Below are 20,031 nucleotides of genomic sequence, written 5' to 3'. Positions count from 1 at the left end.
TCCGGCCTGCGCCGGAACGACAAGGGAGACGGTCCGCAGAACCGGTCGGCGGCCTCCTAGCCTGACGGCACCAAGACGTCCGGAGGAGAACATGGCCTGGGATTTCGCCACCGACGAGGACTTCCAGCCGAAGCTGGACTGGATGCGGGAGTTCCTGGACGCCGAGATCCTGCCGCTGGAGGCGATCGCCGGTGACTGCACGCCCGAGCAGTGGCGGGTGCTCACCGACCCGTTGAAGGAGCAGGTGCGCCAGCAGGGGCTCTGGGCCTGCCACCTGGGCCCCGACCTCGGCGGCCAGGGCTGGGGGCAGGTGCGCCTGGCGCTCATGCACGAGATTCTGGGGCGCTGCGAGTTCGCGCCGATGATCTTCGGCAACAACGCCCCCGACTCGGGCAACGCCGAGCTCCTTGCCATCGGCGCCAGCGCGGACCTGCGTCGCCGCTGGCTGGAGCCGCTTCTGGCCGGCGAGATGCGCAGCGCCTTCTCGATGACCGAGCCCGACGTAGCCGGCTCGGACCCGCGCCTGATCCGCACCCGGGCGACGCTCGACGGTGACGAATACGTGATCAATGGCCACAAGTGGTTCACCACCAACGGCTCGGTGGCCGACTTCCTGATCGTGATGGTGGTCACTGACCCGGACGTGCACCCCTACCAGGGCTGTTCGATGATCCTCGTGCCGGCGGACGCCCCGGGCGTGCGGATCGTGCGCGACGTCCCGAACATGGGGGAGCCGCACATCGAGGGGCCGCCCCGGCCCGGCGGCCACGCCGAGATCGTCTACGACAACGTGCGGGTGCCGGCCACGAACATCATCGGCGAGCCGGGCGACGGCTTCGTGCTGGCGCAGAAGCGGCTGGGGCCCGGGCGCATCCATCACGCCATGCGCTGGATCGGCCAGGCCCGCCGGGCCTTCGACATGATGTGCGAGCGGGCGCTGTCGCGGTCCGCCCACGGCTCCCTGCTGGCGGACAAGCAGATGATCCAGGACATGATCGCCGAGACCAAGATGGAGATCGAGGCCACCAAGCTGCTGTGCATGCACGCCGCCTGGCACATGGACCGCCACGGGGCCTCGGCCTCGCGCACCCAGATCGCCATGATCAAGGTGTACGGCACCCGGATGCTTTACAACGCCATCGACCGGGCGATCCAGGTGCACGGGGCGCTGGGGTTCAGCGCCGACCTGCCGCTGGAGGGCATGTACCGCCAGGCGCGGGCCTCGCGGCTGGTGGACGGCGCCGACGAGGTGCACAAGGTGACCATCAGCCGCCATGTGCTGCGGGGCTACGAGGCCGTCGAGGGTTGGCCCAGCGAGCACGTGCCCACGCGCCGGGCCGCCGCGCTGGAGCGCTTCGGCGACATCCTCGAGACGGTCACGGCCAACTCCTGAGCACCCCGCGGGGTCGTGCTCTCCTCGCTCGCCTCGAGGCTGATGCGCCGCTCCTCGTCACGGCCAACTCCTGAGCAGCTCGCGGGGTCGTGCTGCCGGCCCGCTCCCGCGAGTGTCATTCCGGCGGAGGCCGGAATCCAGTCTCCGGCGATCCCGCGTGCGTACGCTTCGGGACATGACCACCACACTCGGACTCAGCGCGGACGAGGTGCTGCTCACCACCCGGGCGGTGCGCAGGCGGCTGGACTTCGACCGCCCCGTGCCGGAATCGCTGCTGCGGGAGTGCGCCCGCTTCGCCGTGCAGGCGCCCACGTCCTCCAACGGCCAGGCATGGCACTTCGTCTTCGTGACCGAGCGAGCCAAGATCGAGGCCCTGGCCGCCGTCTACCGGCGCGGCTCGGATCTGAACAGAGCCAGGTTCGTCGAGTCCTCCCGGGCGAGGGCGGAGCGCGACCCCGGCTGGGGCGCGCAGCAGGAGCGGGTCATCGATTCGGGGATCCACCTGGTCGAGAACATGCACCGCGTCCCGGCGATGCTGATCCCGTGCGCCGCCGGCCGGTCGGAGGATCCCCGCCACGTGGTCGAGGGCGCCGGCTCGGTTATCCAGGGCGCCTGGAGCTTCATGCTGGCCGCCCGCGCCCGCGGCCTCGGCACTTGCTGGACCACCATCCACCTGATGTGGGAGGAGGAGGTCGCCGAGATCCTGGGCATCCCGTACACCGAGGTCCGGCAGTACGCCCTCATCCCGGTGGCCTACACGGTCGGCACCGACTTCGAGCCCGCCGCTCGCGACCTCGACGGTGTGCTGAGCTTCAACACTTGGAGCCGCTCGGCACCGCTCGTTCCGACCCTCGGGGGTCTGTACGAGCCGTCTTAGGAGAGCACCGGTCAGTCGTGCGCAGCGGCGTATCGGCGGCCGGGGGGCGAGGTGGTTCGTCGGCCGCCGGAGGTGAAGGCGTACGCTTCGTGGTGTGACGAGGCTTGGGTTGTCGACCGACGAGTTGCTGTCGACCACTCGGGCGGTGCGCAGGCGGCTGGACTTCGAGCGGCCTGTGCCCGAGTCTGTGCTGCGTGAGTGCGTCGAACTGGCGGTGCAGGCGCCGACCGCCTCCAACACGCAGACCTGGCATTTCGTGTTCGTGACCGAGCGCGACAAGGTCGAGGCGATCGCCGGGCTCTACCGCCGCGGGTTCGAGGCGTATGTGCGGGGGCCCACGCTCGCCGACCGGGCGGCGGAGGATGGCCGGTCCGTCGGCGGGAGATTCGCGGGCCACGACAGGACGTGGGTGGCCCAGCAGCGACGGGTCGTCGATTCCGCGGTCTACCTGGCGGAGAACATGCACCGCAGCCCCGTGCTGCTCATCCCCTGCGTGGCGACCCGGTCCGAGCGTCCCACCGATGTGGTTGCCGAGGGAGGGTCGGTGATCCAGGCGGCCTGGAGCTTCATGCTGGCGGCCCGTGAGCGCGGCCTCGGCACCTGCTGGACCACCCTCCATCTCGCGTACGAGCGCGAGACGGCGGATGTTCTCGACATCCCCTACGACAAGGTCCGTCAGTTCGCCCTGATCCCTGTCGCCTACACGCACGGCGTGGACTTCAAGCCCGCCAACCGCGGCGGGATCGAGGATGTGATCAGCTGGAACCGCTGGAGCCGCTGAGCCCCGTCCCGGCCGGCCCTCGGGTGCCCGGAGGCGGCCGGGCACGGACCCGGTCGCGGCGATCCGGGCCGGCAACGTGCCTCCTGGTGTTCTGCCTCGTGAGCGTTGCGGCCCCTGTTGTGTTCACGACCGGCGTGACAGCCGCCGCCGCGGGTCCTGCGCCGCCGCGGGTCGTGCTGCCGCCGGAGGAGTTCGGACCCGAGCAACCGGGACCGGCCTCCGGCGCGCCCGACGAGGCGACGGTGCTGCGGCGCCCGGAGTTCGTGCGGGGCGCGGCACGCAGCGGCGACAGCCTCATCGCCGCCTCCCGCGGCCGCACCTGCGCGGTGCGCCGCGACGCGCGCGTGACCTGCTGGGGGTACGACGGCATCCGGGAGCGGTTCAGCGCCGCTGGCCTGCGGAATGTCGTGAGCGTCACCAGCGGCGATCATCCCCACCAGGAGCTTCACCTGTGCGCGCTGGGTGGCGACGGGACCGTGTCGTGCTGGGGAGCGGGCCGCGAGGGGCAACTCGGGCGGGGAGAGCCGTTCAGCGGCTACCTGCCCGAGAAGGTGCCCGGCATTTCCGACGCGGTGGCGCTCGCAGCAGGGTCCGACCACACCTGCGTCGTGCATGCCCGCGGGCAGGTCTCCTGCTGGGGTTCCGGCGCGCTGGGCCAGTTGGGCGGCGCAACGCTCGCCTCGGTCGATGTCCCCGAGCCTGTCCCCGACATCACCGACGCCGCATGGATTGACGCCGGCCCCTCCTCCAACTGCGTGATCCATACCGGCGGCGCCTTGACGTGCTGGGGCTACGGGGGCGGGGCCGGCAACCGCGGCGCCTTCCGCCCCGCGCCCGTGGAGGGTCTCCCCGCCGTGGTCTCCGTGTCGACCGGAGCCGACCGCACCTGCGCGGTCACCGTCGCCGGCGAGGTCTATTGCTGGCCGGTCGCCGACGTGGCCAGTCCCCAGCGGGTCGACGGGGTCGGCGGCGCCGCCTCGGTGGCGGTGGGTGACGGCGGGGTCTGCGTGGTACACGGCGACGGCGGTGTGTCGTGCTGGGGTGAGAAGAACGCCGCCGGCCAGCTCGGCAACGGCACCACGGCGCCCCAGCAGCGGCCGGCCCGCGTCGCCGGCGTCGTCGACGCGGTGGCGGTCACGATGAGCGCCGGCTCCACCCGCCTCGCCCCGCATGCCTGCGCGGCCCACACCGACGGCTCCTACTCCTGCTGGGGCGGGAACGGCGCCGGGCAGTTGGGCGACGGCAGCCTCGCACGCGGGCTGGTTCCCGTTCCGGTTCTGGCGGCGCGGGCAATCCCCGCGAACCGGATCCCCGCCGACGAGACCGATCTACTGCGAAGCTGGCTGGACGAGGCCGTCGCGGCGCGCGAGGCCGAGTTCCCCTGGCTGCGCCTGGCCTGGAACAGGATCCGGGAGCGAACCGTCGCCGGGCGGATCGAGGACTTCCGCGGGGCGGTTCGCTCGTACTGCGAGCTCGTCGCCGGGTTGTACGGCTGCTGGTCGGAACACATGGAAGTCGCCGAGATGACCCTCGGGGTCGCGGTCCACGAGTTGGCGCACGTCTACGACAGCACGACCAGCCTGTCGGCCGGACCGGCCTGGGGTGCGGTGCAGCTCTACTTCGCTTGGACCTACCCGGACTGCTTCCGGGACTACGGGCAGCGGTCCGGCGCCGAGATCCTCGCCGACACGATGGCGCACCTCGTTGTGCCGTCGGCCCGCCTCGCCTACTACGGGGCGGGCTGTCCCGGCGTGGGGGGCGAGCCGGACCGCGAGGCGGAGCGGGTCGTGCTCGCCGGTCTGGCCGGCGAAACGCCCGACTGGTACATCGAGAACATCACTGACGGTGCCGAGCTGTGGCGAGTGCTGCGGCGCGTCCTGGCTCCCCAGCTTCTAGCCAATCTGGGCAACGAGTTCGGCGGGTTCTGCTCCACCGACTGGTTCCGGTACCCGCTGGAGCCGAACCTGGTTCCGCCGCCGCGCACCAACCCGTTCCGCGACGGCGGCTGCTGATCGGCCGGGCAACGCCCGGTCCTGTGCCGGCCCGGGCCTGGTCCATCCGTCGCGCGGGGCCTCAGGGAAGGGCGTAGCGCGTGGCCCGCTCGTCGGCTGCAGGTTCGCTGCGGACGCGGCCCTGCTCGGTGAGGTGTATCAGGTGTGCCAGCACGGAGCGCTCGGCTGCGGGGTGCAGCATCTTCGGAGTGTCCGTGTACATGCGGGCGACCATTTCCGGAATCGTCGCCGAGCCGTCGCGCAGGCACTCCAGGATCTCCGCGGTGCGGCGATGGCGGTGCGCCAGGAGTGCCCGGGCGTACCGCGCCGGTGAGGTGATGGGCGGCCCGTGCGTGGGCCAGTACACCTCGTCTCGGTCGCCCCGGTCGATCAGGAGTTCGAGGCTGCGCAGGTAGTCGCCCAGGTTGCCGTCGGGCGGCGGGATGATCGTCGAGGACCAGCCCATGACGTGGTCGCCGGTGAACACGGCCCGCCCCTCGGGGAGCGCGAAGCACAGGTGGTTGGAGATGTGTCCGGGGGTGTGCAGGCACTCCAGCGTCCAGCCTTCGTCCGCCAGGACGTCGCCGTGCGCGAGCGTGACGTCGGGGATGAAGTCCCAGTCGCCGGGCTCCTCGGTGACCGCCGGCGCACCGTCGCCCCGACGGGCGTCGCTCGCCGGATGCGGGCCGAACCCGAAGACCGTTGCGCCTGTGGCCGCCGCCAGGGCCCGCGAGGCGGGGGAGTGGTCGCTGTGGGTGTGGGTCACGCAGACGTGGGTCACGGTGCGGCCTTCCAGAGCCCGCAGCAACGCCCCCACGTGCGCGGCATCTTCGGGTCCGGGGTCGATGACCGCAACCCGCTGCCTGCCCACGATGTAGGTGCCGGTGCCGGCGAAGGTGAACGGGCTGGGATTTGCCGCCGTGACCCGCTGCACGAGCGGCGCCACCTGCACGGCCTCGCCGTAGGCCGGGTCGTGCGCGGTGTCGAGCATCTCCTCCAGCCGAGGCGGTTTCTCGTCTGTCGGGGAGGTCTCCGAGGGAGGTGAGGAGGGATGATCCCCGCTAGCGGCCATTTCGAACATCGGCTTTCGGTGTCGGCATGGGCGTCGCGACGATATCCCCGTAGTTCGCCGTCAAGCAGTCACAGAACAGCGGATGCCTCCTCGACCGCGAGCAGGGCCGCTGCGGCTTGACGGGCATCGGCGGCCCGCTCGACGGTCCGGCTAGTCTCGGGACTCGGGAGGGGGAAGGATCGATGGGGCTCGTCTCTCGGAGCTTGGCCGCGGTGCTCGTCGTCGCCGTTTGTGCCGTGGCGATCCCCGCCGACCTCGCCGCCCAGCAGACCGCAGCCGTAGCCGATGAACCAGAAGTGCGAATCGTGGCGCGGCGCCTCGAGAGCGAGCGCGTCGAATTCGCCGTGCAGCAACGCGACGCCGACGGCGAGTGGGGCGAGCGGATGTCGCCGTCGCGGCGCTTCTTCCCGACCACCGCGAGAGTGGGGCGCTGGCTGCACAGCTCTTCACTGAGCATCGACACGACACCGGCGACCGAACTGCGGATCGTGGCACGGCGCCTCCAGAGCGGGGGCCTCGAGTTCGGGTTGGAGCGGCGCGGCGCCGACGGCGAGTGGGGTGAGCAGCAGTTGCCTCGACGGCGTTTCCTCCCGAGCGATGCCACCGTCGGGCGCTGGCTGGCGAGTTCAGTCTTGACAGTCGGGGGCGGGTTCAGTAGCACCGAGGGACGACGAGGCGGTCGATCCCTGGCAGCGGTCTCGAACGGCCGCACATGTGTTGTGCGGCCGGCCGGCGACTTGCTGTGTTGGGGCCGCCACGGTCGGCGCGACAACCTCAGCGCCTCCCTGTTGGACGGCGTCGCGGCGGTAGCCCTCGGTCAGCAGCCCGACGTCGAGCCCCACAGCTGCGCATTGCACGCGAACGGCAGGGTGTCGTGTTGGGGTGCAGGGTACGGCGGCCTGCTCGGTCAGGGAGATGATCTGGAACACTGGGTGCCGGTCGAAGTGCCGGGCCTCACGGATGTCGTGAGCATTTCGGCAGGCATCCAGCACACGTGCGCGGTGCATGGCGACGGCGGGGTCTCGTGCTGGGGAGCGAATGGACTCGGCCAGCTGGGAGACGGCACCGTGGAATCGAGCAGTCGCCCGCAGAGAGTCCCAGGTCTCAGGGGGGTCGCCGCCGTCGCGTCGTCCGGCCACACCAACTGTGCACTGCACGACGACGGGTCTGTGTCGTGTTGGGGATGGAGCGGTATGGGCATGACTCCCGACGGGATGCCGGGGGATCACCTGTCGCCCAGGAAGGTCACAGGGCTTCCCGCCGTCGACTCGGTGGCGGTCGGCTATGACAGGGCCTGCGTTGTGGACAGACGCGGGCGGGTGCATTGCTGGAGTTTCACCCACAGCCTCCACACGACACCGGCGCCGCGGCGCGTCGCTGGCATCAACGACGCCGTGGCCGTGTCAGCGGGTCGGGGGAGTGCCTGTGTCGTTCATCGCGACGGCGAGGTTTCCTGTTGGGGAGAGGCCAAGTCCACCGGCCAGCTCGGCGACGGGACGACGAGTCCTCGCTCGCGCCCTGCGCGCGTTCGGGGGATCACCGACGCGGTCGCGATCGCCGTCAGTTCGGTGTTCCGCGAAGGCCATGCGCACGCATGTGCCGTGCAGGGCGACGGCTCGGTGTCGTGTTGGGGGGGCAACGGATTCGGTCAACTCGGCGGAGGCGCAGGCGAGGCGAGCCCGCACCCCGTGCACATCGAGCGGTTCGACGCCTACGCCGTCGAACAGGTTCCGACCGATACGACCTCGTTCCTGCGGTTCTGGCTGGACTCGGTGGTCGCGGACCTCGAGGCGGACTCCCCTTGGCTGCGCGCCGCATGGGACCACATCCGGGACCGGTCAGCCTTCGAACCGTCCGAGGACCCTTCGCACAAGGTCAGCTCCGTGAGCGTCGAATGCGGCACGCCGGGGGGAGACTTGGCCTGCCGCGCGCGGAGCATGCTGCTCGGAACGATGACTCTGAAGACGGCGGTGCATCAATTGGCGCATGTGTACGACGTCACCACATGGCTGACTCCGGATCGAGCATGGGGCGCCGTTCAGGTCTATTTCATCGCGCGCTACGCACACTGCATCGAAGAAAAAGGGTGGTACGACCCGCCGAGTGAGTTCCTGACCTATGGCATGGAGGTCATCGCCATTCCGGAGTACCAGCCGCGCACCGCCGGTCCGCCTGTTCACGACCCGTCGGGGTGCTTCTTCGGCGGCCCCGAGCAGGCGGGGGGGCCGGAGTCGGTCATTGCCAGCGGCCTTGCAGGCGAAGTTCCTCAGTGGTACACGGAGCACATCAAGAGCGGCGCCGACCTGTGGGCGGTGCTGCGGAGCGCCCCGAGTTCACCGGCCTTGGCCAACTTGCGGCACGAGTTCGGCGGCCTGTGTTCGGCGGAGTGGCTCCGCCGTCCGTTCGATGGCCAGAGCCAACCGCCGCAGGGAGCGAATCCGTTCCGCGACGGGGGCTGCTGAGCGCTAGCTTCGCAGCGGTGAGCACTGCGTCCCTGTGTCCTCGGACAATGTCGGTCCCCGGTGAGGATCACCGGCGGCGTGACACCCGGAGGCGACCATCGCCGTGAGGCGGATCGGCAAGGCTCTGGTCGCGGCGTCGGTCGTCGCGGTGTTGGGCGCGGCAGTTCCCTCGGCGGCGGTCGGCCAGGAGGCGGACGCTGTGGTGCGGGTCGTGGCTCGGCGCCTGGGCGACGGGCGGGTGGAGTTCGGGTTGCAGCAGCGGGGCTCCGGCAGCGACTGGGGCGAGCGCCTGTTGCCGTCGCGGCGGTACTTCCCGGCCGACGCCGCCGAGGGGCGCTGGCTCTCCAGTTCGGCCCTGCGGGTGTCAGGGCTCCCGGCGGACACTGTGGTGCGGGTCGTGGCTCGGCGCCTGGGCGACGGGCGGGTGGAGTTCGGGTTGCAGCAGCGGGGCTCCGGCAGCGACTGGGGCGAGCGCCTGTTGCCGTCGCGGCGGTACTTCCCGGCCGACGCCGCCGAGGGGCGCTGGCTCTCCAGTTCGGCCCTGCGGGTGTCAGGGCTCCCGGCGGACACTGTGGTGCGGGTCGTGGCTCGGCGCCTGGGCGACGGGCGGGTGGAGTTCGGGTTGCAGCAGCGGGGCTCCGGCAGCGACTGGGGCGAGCGCCTGTTGCCGTCGCGGCGGTACTTCCCGGCCGACGCCGCCGAGGGGCGCTGGCTTTCCAGTTCGGCCCTGCGGCTGCAGGCCGGGGGCGACTCGGCGGGCGAGGCCCCCCGACGCGGCGACGCGCCCATTGCGGCCGAACGAGGCGCCGCCCTGATCGCGGCCGGCGGCTACCACACTTGTGCGGTCAACGCCGACGGCGGCGTGGACTGCTGGGGCGACAACAGCGCGTCGCTGCGGCTGGGCGATCCGTCCTTGCACCGGGCTCTCGTACCGGTACCGGTGCAAGGCCTCGACGATGTCGTGGCCATCAGCGTCGGCGACTCCGCCGCCGGCTCCGCGGACGGCCCGACGTGCGTCCTTCACAGTGATCGGACCGTGTCGTGCTGGGGTGACAACTACTTCGGAGGAATCGGTGACGGAACGTGGACCGATCGCCCGTCGCCGGTGAGGGTGCGGGGCGTGAACGATGCCGTCGACGTCTCGGTCGGGGCGCGGCACGCCTGCGCGGTGCATGCCGACGGCGGCGCCTCCTGCTGGGGCGACAACGAGGTCGGGCAGCTCGGCGACGGCACCGGAGAGTCCCGCCCCCGAGCCGCGCGGGTCTCCGGATTGGGCGACGTGACGTCGATAGGCGCCGGCGCCTGGCACACGTGCGCCGTGCACGCCGACGGCGCGGTGTCGTGCTGGGGGAACAACGACCACCGGGAACTCGGCGACGGCACGAGCACCGAGCGGCTTGCGCCCGTCCGTGTGCGCGGACTCGAAGACGCCGCTTCGGTGTCGGCCGGGCACAGTTTCTCGTGCGCCGTGCGGCGCTCTGGCGCAGTCTCGTGCTGGGGGTCCAACTACGCCGCCTTCTACGAGGCCGGCGACACGGTGTTCGTCTTCGGCACTCTGGGCGCCGGAAAGCGCGATTCGACGTTGTCGCGTCCCACCCCGGTCGTCGGCATCACCGATGCGGTGGCCGTCGCGACGGGCGCATGGAGCTCCTGCGCGTTGCACCGTGACGGGGACGTCTCCTGCTGGGGTGCGAACCCGGCGGGCGAAGTCGGGATCGGCACGACCGAGCACCGGCGGGAACCCCGCAGGCTCCGGGGGGTGAGCGACGTGGTGGCGCTGACGGTCAGCAGTCAGAACCCCTATCAGCGCTCGCACGCCTGTGTCCTCACGGTGACCAGCGAGGTCGCCTGCTGGGGCGACAACCGCTACGGGCAGCTGGGCGTCGGCGACACCGAGGCGCGCTTGGAGCCGACGCGAGTCGCGCCGGCCGCCACCGACGACGATCCCCGAACGGTGATTCCCGCCATCGGCGTGCCCGATTGGAACGACGAGGATGCGCAGGTAGACGCCGGCCCGTTCCGCGCCGCCATGGACGAGCTCGTCGCGGCCAACGAGGCTGCCTTCCCCTGGTTGCGGATCGCCTGGAACCATGCACGCGACGACGTTCGAGTGTTCGACCTGGCCGATGGAGGCACCGCGACCGTGAGCTGCGGGTTCACAGCGCCGGGCGAATACGGCTGCGACACGTCCAGCATGGCGATCGGCACCGGCCTGGGCGAGAGGAGCATGCAGGAGCTTCTGCACGTCGGGGTCCACGAGTTGGCCCATGTGTACGATCAAGCGACGGCCTTGACGCCGAATCGGCCGTGGGGCGCGACCCAGATGTACTTCGCGGTGAACTACCCGGACTGCCTGGCCGGCGGCGAGGAGGCCATCGCCGACGCGATGCTGCACTTGGTGTTGCCCGATGCTCCTTTGACGTACTACGGATCCGCATCGGCGTGCCTGGGGACACCGCCGACGCCGGCCGAGGAGGACCTGGAGGTCCTCCGCAGCGGCCTGGCGGGCGAGGTGCCGGCCTGGTACACGCGCACCTTCACCGACGGCGCCGCGTTCTGGTGGACGTTCCGGGGCCTGCCGACGAATCTTTCCCTGCTGGCGAACCTGATGGGCGAGTTCGGCGGCCTGTGCCGCACGGACTTCCTCATGAACTGGACCCTGGTGCCCCAGCGGAGGTCCAACCCGTTCAGAGACGGGGGCTGCTGAGCGCTCGTTTCGCAATTCGACCCCTTTACCTTGTTGAGTGGCTCTGGCGTGGCAGTGTCGGGGCCGGTTGCTCGCCGAGCGGCGCGGTCTACGACTCGTACGTGGAGTTGTACCGGCGGCTGGCCGAGGGGGGAGCGGGCCGCAGATCAGGGCGGGCCCCGCGTCGCCGCCAGCGGCTGTGGCACGTCGCCGGCGGCCGGGAACGCTCAGCCACCGTCAGCACACGCCGGCCGGCTCGGTGAGCGGTCTCGGCGTCGGAGTGCGGTGGCGGGCCGGCCGGTTCCCTGTCATCTCCCCGGGACGAGCACCTGGACGCTTCCCCAGCACCTGACACCCCCGTCGGATCGAATGGCGCACGCCTGGGAACCATAACCGGTCAGGCTGCTGTACAGCCCGTCGGGCGCCTCGAGGTCGTAGCAGGATACGGTGCCGTCGGCGCGCAGGCCGCAGCTACCGCTTATGGCGGTGAAGCGCCCTTCCGGTCCGTAGGTCTCCTCGTCGTCGTATCGCCAGCAGATGATGGCGCCGTCGGCGCGCAGGCCGCAGCTGCCATCGATGGCGGTGAAGCGCCCTTCCGGTCCGTAGGTCTCCTCGTCGTCGTATCGCCAGCAGATGATGGCGCCGTCGGCGCGCAGGCCGCAGCTGCCATCGATGGCGGTGAAGCGCCCTTCCGGTCCGTAGGTCTCCTCGTCGTCGTATCGCCAGCAGATGATGGCGCCGTCGGCGCGCAGGCCGCAGCTGCCATCGATGGCGGTGAAGCGCCCTTCGGCGGGCCCGTCGCGCTGCACGCCGGTGGAGTCCCAGCAGATGATGGTGCCGTCGGCGCGCAGGCCGCAGTCGCCGTCGATGGTCGTGAGCCGGACGTCGCTCAGGTCGAACTCGGACTTCACGCTCCCGTAGTTCCAGCAGGTGACGGTGCCGTCGGCGCGCAGGCCGCAATCGCCGTTGATGTCGGTGAATCTGCGGTCGGGCGGGTCGCTGGTGAGCCCCAGAGGCAACCCGTGCTCGCAGGCGATGGTCCCGTCGACGCGCACGCCGCAAATCTCAATTATCCCGCGCGATCCGCCGCCGAGCCCCCGTGGAACGTCCACGTTGAACCCGCCTGAGATGCTGATTGCGACGAACCGCCCGGCAGGTGCATGAACGGGCGTGTCGCCCCCGGCCCATAATGCAGGGCGCGTTCCCCAGCAGCCGATTTCGCCGTCGACGCTCAGAGCGCAGCTAGCGAATGCAAGAGTCACGAGTTCGGTGAATTGGCCGGTCACGGCGTCCGATGGCCCCCTGTCGATGCGGCCCCAGCAGGAGATGGTGCCGTTGGTCGCCAGCGCGCAGGCACGGTCGTCCCTGTGTTCCTCTCCGTGTCCGTGGACGTCGCGAGGATTCGGCTCGTCGCCGTGTACGGCTATGGCGGTGAACCGGCCCTCGGGCGCGTCGCTCACGAGGCCGCCCGCGTCAGAGCCCCAGCAGGCCACTGAGCCGTCGGTCCGCAGTCCGCAGGAGTTCTGGTAGCCCACGTCCACGGCGCTGAACCGCCCCGAGGGTGCCATTCGGGAGCGGCCCCAGCACCTGACTGTGCCGTCGAGGCGTAGGCCGCAGGAACTGCCCTCACCGCTGCTGACGGCGCTGAAGCGCCCTTCAGATCCTTCAGGCGGTTCCGTGTCGTCGCCCGGTAGCCTGCCGTCGCCGTAGGCTTGCGACCAGCAGGCGAGCGTGCCGTCGCTGCGGAGCCCGCAGCCCTCGCCGGCGCGAACCGTGAACGGCCCTTCGGTGAACGGCCCTTCGACCGTGTAGTCGACTTCCCCGCTGGGGGTCCAGCAGGAGATCGCGCCCTCGCGTTCCAGCCCGCAGCTTCCAGTTGCGTCGATGGACGTGTACGGGCCGCCAGAGACGTCGTATTGGCCGTGGTATTGGCCGTGCTCTCCGAGTTCCCAGCAGGTAGCGGTACCGTCGGCGCGGAGTCCGCACGCGAAGTCATCGAAGGACCACAAGCCGACCGCCTCGCTCAGGCTGATGTCGGTGAACCCCCCCTCTGGCGCGGGCGCGTCGACCTGTTCGCCGAGGTGGTCCCAGCAGGTGGCGGTGCCGTCGGCGGCGAGCGCGCACATCGCATCGAGTTCGCGGTGGACCTCGACGGCGGTGTAGCGCCCGTCGGGCACGTCGATCTTGAAGCCGCGATCATCGACGCAGACGACGGCGCCGTCGGAGCGCAACCCGCACGAATAATGCGCGCCGATGCTGATGGCGGTGAAGCGGGCGTCGGCGGCGCTGGCAGCACCGAGGCGCAGCGGCGTGCTGGACAGCCAGCGGCCCGCAGCGGCGTCGGTGGGGAAGAACCGCGAGCGCGGCAACTCTCGCTGTCCCCAGGATGAGCCCTGGCGTTGCTGCAGCGCGAACTCGATTCGACCGTCGTCCAGTCGGCGCGCCGCGATGCGGACCTCGGTGCCGCCGACCTCCAGCGGCGTGCTGGACAGCCAGCGGCCCGCAGCGGCGTCGGTGGGGAAGAACCGCGAGCGCGGCAACTCTCGCTGTCCCCAGGATGAGCCCTGGCGTTGCTGCAGCGCGAACTCGATTCGACCGTCGTCCAGTCGGCGCGCCGCGATGCGGACCTCGGAACCCTCCTCGGCGGTCGTCGGCTCCTGTGCCGCCGCGGGCGAAGTGAGGACGATCAGCCCGCCGATCAACGCCGCGAGCGCGATTGCAGCAGCAACGCCCCCACGGCGCCGCCGCGCTCGTTCAGCTAACGGGGGGGGGGGGGGCAGCCGCCGATCCAGGCGCGGTCACCGCGCGCCTCGTCTTATCGAACATCGAATCCTCCATAAGTGTCGGGGAGCGCTGCAAGACGCAAGAAGCAGCGCAGCGGCCAGGCAGGCTAACACAGGACGAGCGTCCAGAGTAAAATCCTCCGAGCCGTTCGGGCGCGGTGGCTGGCCGCGGACTACGGGTCGCTGCCCGCGGGGGTGAGCCTCGCAGGGTGCCCCGGGTTCGGAGTGCGGCGGCGGGATTGGGTTAGCCTTGGACTGTGGGGAGTGTCGTTCCGGTCTCGGTCGCCCCGCTGGCTACCATGCGGGCAGCGGCCCTGCCCGTTGCGGGCGGCCCTCCGGATGCGGCCCGGCAGGTGTCGTCCATGCATTGGAGCCCGGCGCTCGAGGAGCGACTCGACAACCTGCTCGGGCCGGGATCGAGGCGAATCTCCTACGACACGGCCTTGTGTGAGGCAGGCGTCGCGCTGATCCACGGCACCACCGTGGCGTCGTCGAAGCGGGTACTGAAGGGGCCGCTGCCGACGGGGCTTCGGGTGATCACAGAACCGGAGCATGTCGTCGAGGCGGGCTCGCGGCGGATCACCCGACGGACCTGGATGTCGAGTCCGGCGCGTGCGCTGTTGGAGTGCGCGCAGTTCCCTCACCGGGTCCCCCGTGCCGTGGAGTACATCGCTGATGCGGTCCTGCTGGGCGCTCCAGAATTCGACCCCGATTCGGTGGCTGCGCTGTCCGAGGAGCTGTGTCTGCGGGCCGGGTTGCGCAGGGTGGCTTCGGTTGCGGCGGGGCTGGCGGCCAGCAGCGTGCGCGGACAGCTCGAAGGCAGCCCGCCGCCGCAGTGGGCCGAACTCGTACCCCGCGCCGGCCGCGGCGATCGATGGATCCAGCTCAGCGGCTTCCGTCCCCGCCGGGCGAATCGCTGGGCGTGGTACGACACGGCCCGGAGAGTCGTGTGGCCGTACGGTCCTGACGCGTTGGCGTCGGAACTGCTTACCTAGCCCGCGGATGGACTCGCCAACGTGCGCGGTCGAACGCGACCGCATTCAGCATTTTCTCCTCGCCGCTCTGGCGGCCCGGGAGCGCCGACGGCATCGCCTTGTCCTGAAAGGCGGCACGCTGTTGCGCACCTGCTGGAAGATGGATTATCGCTACTCGGAGGACCTGGATTTCGACTGGTCGGGGCACTCGTCCGCGGAGCGCCACGAGATTGTCCACACCATTGAGAACGTCCTGGACGAGGCGTCGCGAGCCTCGGGGCGGTCACTGCGGGCCCGCGACCGCTCTGGCCGTCTGGACATTCTGTGGGAAGCGCCCGCAGACACGCGCCACCGCCTGCGCATCGACATCACTGTGCCCGACGCTCCGCCGGGGGATGGCGTCCGGCTCTGGAGGCTTCAGCCTCGGTATCCCGGACTCGGCGATGACATCCGGGTTACGGGAATCACCCTGGAGGCGATCACCGCCGCCAAACTGGCATGTCTGGCCCACCCCAGCAGGCTCGCGGCCCGCGACCTCTACGACCTCGACCGGCTATTGGACTCACCCGACGTCGACTGCATGGCAGCCCTTGGTTCCTTCCTGGCATCGGATTCAGACCTTCCGGATATTGCCTCGCAGCCTGAGAACCTCTTGGAATCCCTGTTGGACAGCACTTACACCCACCTCGATGTGCTGAGCGGCGACTGGGCGAACATGCGTCGAACTCAGCTCATCGCCCCGAACAGCCCGGCGCTGGACGAACTGATAGACAGCCTTCATGCCAAGCTTCTCACACTCCTGAGACGGCGTTGACCTCCGCGCCCCTTTACCTCCGACCGGGCCGGATCGGGTCCTTGGATATTCCCAACCGGATCGTGCGCGGGGCCACCTCGGAGACGATGGCCTCGCCGAGCGGGGTGATCTACGACTCCTTCGTGGAGTTGTACCGGCGCTTGGCCGAGGGGGGAGCGGGGCTGGCGCTGACCGGGCACATGTACGTGGACCCCCGCGGGCAGGCCAGCGCCAACCAGACGGGGATCCACGACGATCGGGTCATCCCCGCCCTCCGGCGGGCGACCGAGGCGGTCCACGAGGCCGGCGGGCGGATCTTCGCCCAGATCGGCCACTGCGGGAGCCAGACGATGATGTCGGCCATTGTGCCGGTGGCGCCGTCGCCGGTGCCCAACGCCATGTACACCATCCAGCCCGAAGAGTTGAGCGACGGGGAGATCCGCAGTCTCGTGGAGGCGTTCGGGGCGGCCGCCCGTCGGGCCGCGGAGGCGGGATTCGACGGCATCCACATCCACGGCGGCAACGGCTACCTCATCTCGGAGTTCTGCTCGCCGCACGCCAACACCCGCGACGACCGCTGGGGCGGCGACGCCGAGCGGCGCAGCCGGTTCTTCTTCGAGGTGGCCGAAGCGGTGCGTTCCGCGGTCGGCAGCGACCTCCCCGTGACCGCCCGCCTGAGCGTGGAGGACTCGGTGGCAGGGGGCCTGCAGCGCGACGAGTCGCTCGCGCGGGCCCGCGGCCTGGCCGAGCGAGGCATCGACGGCTTCGAGACCACCTACGGCGTGATGCGCAGCTACTTCGAGAACATCCGTCCCTATGTGGCGGTGGACCGCGCCCAGGCGTGGCGCAACCTGCTGGTCCAGCGCGCCAGGCAGCCGGCGGGCGCCGAGGCCTACTACCGACCGTTCGCCCGCGCCGTCAAGGAGGCGTCGGGGCTGCCGGTAATTCTCGTGGGAGGCGTGCGGACGACAGAGACGATGACGGACATCCTCGCCTCAGGCGACGCCGACTTCCTGGCGATAGCACGGCCTTTCATCAGGGAACCGGACCTGGTGCGCAAGCTGGAGGCCGGCCGCACCGGAGGAGTCGCGTGCGTCTCGTGCAACATGTGCCTGGCGCACGACGGCTACGACCCGCTGCAGTGCTGGCGCGACAACCCCCGCAACGTCGCCGTACACATCCGCAAGCACTACTGGACCAACCGCCGGAAGGGTCAATAGGCAAGCCGGCGGAGGTCACGGAAGCAATCGTCGATCAGGCGATGCCCTTGCCTGCAGCACCGAGAGGGGGTTACTGAGCATGCGGAGGTCGTCAATCGCTCAGCGGTTCGTCCGCCCGGCGGCCGCGGTGTTGATCGCCGTGCTGACCGTCAGTGCGATCCCTTCGGCTGGTTCGGCGCAGGAGGGCGTTGAGGAGTCGGCCGGCGGGGCGTCGGAGGTGGACGTGCGCATCGTGGCGCGGCGCCTGGATGATGGTCGCGTCGAGTTCGGCTTGCAGCAGCGCGACGCCGACGGCTCGTGGGGCGAGCGGCTGTTGCCGTCGCGCCGGTTCTTCCCCGCCACCGCCGGCGTGGGGCCCTGGCTGGCGAGTTCAACCCTGACGGTGACCGTCCCTGCGCCCGCCGCGAGTCCGTCCGAGACGCCGCAGGTACCTCCGCCGGAACCCGGCGCTGCTCTGGTCGCGGCGGGCAGCTTCCACCTCCTGCTGGGGTTACAACGACGACGGACAACTCGGCGACGGAACGAGGTCGGAGCGTCTCTCGCCGGTGAAGGTGCGCCGTATCGACGATGCGGTCTCGGTGTCACCGAGCAGTACTTTCACTTGTGCTGTGCAGAGGTCGGGCGGGATTTCCTGCTGGGGGAGCGACAGGGCGTACTTCCACGGGGGCGCCACGGTGGTCTCCCGGAGTGGACTGCTCGGTGCAGGAAGGCGGACGGCACGAGGACTCTCGCCAACCGCGGTGCTCGGCATCACCGACGCGGTGGCCGTGGACACGGGCCACTACAGCTCCTGCGCGCTGCACCGGGACGGGACGGTCTCCTGCTGGGGAGCGAACGCCGCGGGCGAACTGGGCATCGGCACGAGGGAGCAGAGATCGCGGGCTGAGCAGCTGCGAAACGTCAGCGATGTGGTCGCGATCAGCGTCGGCAGCCGCACTTTCTGGGACGGCTCGCATGCCTGCGCAGTCACGGCGGAGCGCGAGGTTCTGTGCTGGGGCGACAATCGTTACGGGCAACTCGGCGTCGGCGACACCGAGCAACGTTTGACGCCTGCGGAAGTCCTGGCACCGGGAGCGAAGGGGCTGGATGGCCGGCCGACGGTGATCCCCACTCTCACCGTGCCCGACTGGAGCAGCGAGGAATGGAGGATCGACCCCGGTCCGTTCCGCGAGGCCATGGATGATGTCGTGCGCCGGAACGAGGGGGAGTTCCCGTGGTTGCGCATCGCCTGGGACCACGTCCGCGACGATGTCCGACTTTTCGAGGCGGCATCCGGTGGGGTCGCCAGTGTCAGTTGTGGGTTCTTCGATGCGGGTACGTTCGAGTGCCGGACATCGCAGGTAGCACTCGGTACCGACCTGGGCGAGCGCACCATGCAACAGTTGCTGCACGTCGGCGTCCACGAGTTGGCTCACGTGTACGACCAGGCCACCGCATTAACACCGAACAGGGCCTGGGGGGCGACTCAGCTGTACTTCGCCGTCAACTATCCCGGCTGCCGGGCAGGCGGCGAGGAGGTCATCGCCGACACGATGATGCACCTCGTTTTCCCGAAGCCCCTTTGACGTACTACGGACCGGGGTCCTCCTGCGCGGGCACTCCCGATGCGCCCACCGAGCAGGAGAAGAGCATCCTGCGCAGTGGGCTGGCCGGGGAGGTGCCCGCCTGGTACACCGACAACGTCACCGACGGGGCGTCGCTTTGGCATCTGCTGTTCAACGTGGGGAATCTCACACTCATGTCGAATCTGATGGGAGAGTTCGGCGGCCTGTGCCGGAGCGACTTCCTCATGAATCCGAGCCTCACGCCGCCCAGAAACTCCAATCCGTTCGCCGACGGCGGCTGTTGAGACAGAGCCCCACTAGATGTCGAGACCGACTGGGGCCGGGAGGCCGAGACGTACATCGTGGCCTGCGATCACCTCGGCCAGGGAGTCTCGTTCAGTCACGGCCGCCTCGGCGGCGCGGCCGAGCGAGCGGCGCAGGTGCGCAGCGACCAGGCCGGTGATCTCTGACGCCATGGACGCGTAGGAGGGGGCGAAACGGTCCGCTTCGGCGCGCACCACGTCGGCGTCGTCGGCATAGGCCGCCTTGCTGCGCCACGACGACAGTTCCTCCAGATCGACGCCGAGGCGCTCGAACGCCGCCTGCATCTCGCCGCAGTGTGGCTCAGGAACGTGGCGCTGGAGGACCTCGCCGATGGTGTGCCCGTTGCGCTTTAGCTCCTTGTCGGTCGGCGTCGGGCTGCTGTAGAGCTTCGCCATGGTCTTCACCGACGTCTCCGCAGCGAGAGCGGCGTCGGCGCAGAGTTTCACCATCCGATTGAGCCGGCGTTTTTCCACCGGAACCGACGACTCATGCGGGACGTCCTCGATGGCGGGGCGGATGCACGCTGTTGCCACTCCCTGCAAGCACGGCAAGACGCTGGCATCGAAGTAGCGGAGCGCTTCTTGGTGGTCACTCATGGGCAACACCATCTCCTTGCCCCAATCCACAGGGCCCTCGCTGGTCGCGCCCGCCACCCAAACCGACTCGCTGGAGGCGTGGCGCTCGAAGGACGTCGACACCTGTTCGACGCGTGCACGCCACTCCGGGCGATCCGTCACATGCACCTGCACGGGCCAGGGGACCACCGCCCGGGCCGCTGCCTCCAACTCGCGGCGGCGGGCGGCGCGTTCGGAGTAGTCCAGATCCGCGAAGATCGCCACCAGGTCGATGTCGCTGTCGGCGGCGGCGACGCCGCGGGCCACCGACCCGAACAGCAGCACCTCGGCTACCCCCTTGTCGACCAGGACCGCCGCCGCCACGGCAGCATCAGCCCTCGTCGGCGCGGCGACCGGCGCAACGACTGCCATGGCGTCAGTCTAGGGCCGCCTCGATGTGCGTGAGAAAGGGGCACGCCGCGGCACGCCGCGGGCGCTGCGGGCGGTGCGGCAGGGTCCGGGCCTCCCCCCGCCGCCGGCTACCGGCCACTAGCTGCCGCACGTGCCGGCCGGCGGC

Annotated in this window: 14 protein-coding genes; 11 read left to right on the top strand and 3 right to left on the bottom strand. The window is 70.3% G+C overall.

The genetic code is table 11. The annotated features are described in order from the left end of the window. The first annotated feature begins 91 nt into the window (after positions 1–91). The 4 genes from OXG55_11970 to OXG55_11955 all read left to right on the top strand — a co-directional run bounded on the left by OXG55_11970 (position 92) and on the right by OXG55_11955 (position 5,063). The gene (locus OXG55_11970) at positions 92–1,393 is read left to right on the top strand and encodes an acyl-CoA dehydrogenase family protein (GenBank protein ID MCY4103955.1); all 1,302 of its coding nucleotides are present in this window, start codon (positions 92–94) and stop codon (positions 1,391–1,393) included. 175 nt (positions 1,394–1,568) lie between these two features. Further along, on the top strand, positions 1,569–2,270 hold the full coding sequence (locus OXG55_11965) for a nitroreductase family protein (GenBank protein ID MCY4103954.1): 702 nt from the start codon (positions 1,569–1,571) through the stop codon (positions 2,268–2,270). A gap of 94 nt (positions 2,271–2,364) precedes the next feature. Next, positions 2,365–3,051, top strand: a complete 687-nt coding sequence (locus OXG55_11960) for a nitroreductase family protein (GenBank protein ID MCY4103953.1) — start codon at positions 2,365–2,367, stop codon at positions 3,049–3,051. 98 nt (positions 3,052–3,149) lie between these two features. Next, entirely contained in the window at positions 3,150–5,063 is a 1,914-nt protein-coding gene (locus tag OXG55_11955) for a hypothetical protein (GenBank protein MCY4103952.1), read from the top strand. A gap of 61 nt (positions 5,064–5,124) precedes the next feature. Here OXG55_11955 and OXG55_11950 read toward each other — a convergent pair whose 3' ends face one another. Then, a complete protein-coding gene (locus OXG55_11950) occupies positions 5,125–6,033 on the bottom strand; it encodes an MBL fold metallo-hydrolase (GenBank protein MCY4103951.1) in 909 nt (302 codons plus the stop codon). A 263-nt stretch (positions 6,034–6,296) separates the two neighbouring features. On the opposite strand from OXG55_11950, the gene OXG55_11945 reads away from it, so the two are divergent. Both OXG55_11945 and OXG55_11940 read left to right on the top strand, forming a co-directional pair. Continuing rightward, complete coding sequence (locus OXG55_11945) at positions 6,297–8,576, top strand: hypothetical protein (GenBank protein MCY4103950.1); 2,280 nt, start codon at positions 6,297–6,299, stop codon at positions 8,574–8,576. Between the two features lie 103 nt (positions 8,577–8,679). Next, the gene (locus OXG55_11940; protein MCY4103949.1) at positions 8,680–11,283 is read left to right on the top strand and encodes a hypothetical protein; all 2,604 of its coding nucleotides are present in this window, start codon (positions 8,680–8,682) and stop codon (positions 11,281–11,283) included. Positions 11,284–11,570: 287 nt separating this feature from the next. On the opposite strand, the gene OXG55_11935 is transcribed toward OXG55_11940, so the two are convergent. Further along, the gene (locus tag OXG55_11935; protein ID MCY4103948.1) at positions 11,571–13,964 is read right to left on the bottom strand and encodes a hypothetical protein; all 2,394 of its coding nucleotides are present in this window, start codon (positions 13,962–13,964) and stop codon (positions 11,571–11,573) included. A gap of 443 nt (positions 13,965–14,407) precedes the next feature. Here OXG55_11935 and OXG55_11930 point away from each other — a divergent pair, with 443 nt between their 5' ends. From OXG55_11930 to OXG55_11910, 5 genes are all read left to right on the top strand, one after another. Next, a complete protein-coding gene (locus OXG55_11930; GenBank protein ID MCY4103947.1) occupies positions 14,408–15,040 on the top strand; it encodes a hypothetical protein in 633 nt (210 codons plus the stop codon). A gap of 7 nt (positions 15,041–15,047) precedes the next feature. Beyond that, the gene (locus tag OXG55_11925) at positions 15,048–15,833 is read left to right on the top strand and encodes a nucleotidyl transferase AbiEii/AbiGii toxin family protein (GenBank protein MCY4103946.1); all 786 of its coding nucleotides are present in this window, start codon (positions 15,048–15,050) and stop codon (positions 15,831–15,833) included. Continuing rightward, positions 15,830–17,032 (top strand): NADH:flavin oxidoreductase, encoded by a 1,203-nt coding sequence (locus OXG55_11920; GenBank protein MCY4103945.1) that lies wholly within the window; start codon positions 15,830–15,832, stop codon positions 17,030–17,032. Before OXG55_11925 ends, OXG55_11920 begins: the two co-directional genes overlap by 4 nt. Positions 17,033–17,481: 449 nt before the next feature. Then, positions 17,482–18,597: a hypothetical protein gene (locus OXG55_11915; GenBank protein ID MCY4103944.1), complete on the top strand. Its 1,116-nt coding sequence runs from the start codon at positions 17,482–17,484 to the stop codon at positions 18,595–18,597. Next, on the top strand, positions 18,594–18,881 hold the full coding sequence (locus OXG55_11910) for a hypothetical protein (GenBank protein ID MCY4103943.1): 288 nt from the start codon (positions 18,594–18,596) through the stop codon (positions 18,879–18,881). Before OXG55_11915 ends, OXG55_11910 begins: the two co-directional genes overlap by 4 nt. A 12-nt stretch (positions 18,882–18,893) precedes the next feature. Here the strand turns inward: OXG55_11910 and OXG55_11905 are convergent, their stop codons facing one another. Beyond that, entirely contained in the window at positions 18,894–19,886 is a 993-nt protein-coding gene (locus tag OXG55_11905) for a nucleotidyltransferase domain-containing protein (protein MCY4103942.1), read from the bottom strand. Positions 19,887–20,031: the final 145 nt, after the last annotated feature.

Source organism: bacterium (genome assembly GCA_026708055.1).
GTDB lineage: Bacteria > Actinomycetota > Acidimicrobiia > Acidimicrobiales > CATQHL01 > VXNF01.
Note: the sequence above shows the minus strand (reverse complement) of the source record. Positions and strands in the feature narration are given on the sequence as shown.

Excerpts from the sequence above, each read along its gene's own strand:
- OXG55_11950 (MCY4103951.1), bottom strand. The coding sequence starts at position 6,033 with ATGCTCGACACCGCGCACGACCCGGCCTACGGCGAGGCCGTGCAGGTG.
- OXG55_11965 (MCY4103954.1), top strand. The coding sequence starts at position 1,569 with ATGACCACCACACTCGGACTCAGCGCGGACGAGGTGCTGCTCACCACC.
- OXG55_11925 (MCY4103946.1), top strand. The coding sequence starts at position 15,048 with ATGGACTCGCCAACGTGCGCGGTCGAACGCGACCGCATTCAGCATTTT.
- OXG55_11930 (MCY4103947.1), top strand. The coding sequence starts at position 14,408 with ATGCATTGGAGCCCGGCGCTCGAGGAGCGACTCGACAACCTGCTCGGG.
- OXG55_11970 (MCY4103955.1), top strand. The coding sequence starts at position 92 with ATGGCCTGGGATTTCGCCACCGACGAGGACTTCCAGCCGAAGCTGGAC.
- OXG55_11945 (MCY4103950.1), top strand. The coding sequence starts at position 6,297 with ATGGGGCTCGTCTCTCGGAGCTTGGCCGCGGTGCTCGTCGTCGCCGTT.
- OXG55_11905 (MCY4103942.1), bottom strand. The coding sequence starts at position 19,886 with ATGGCAGTCGTTGCGCCGGTCGCCGCGCCGACGAGGGCTGATGCTGCC.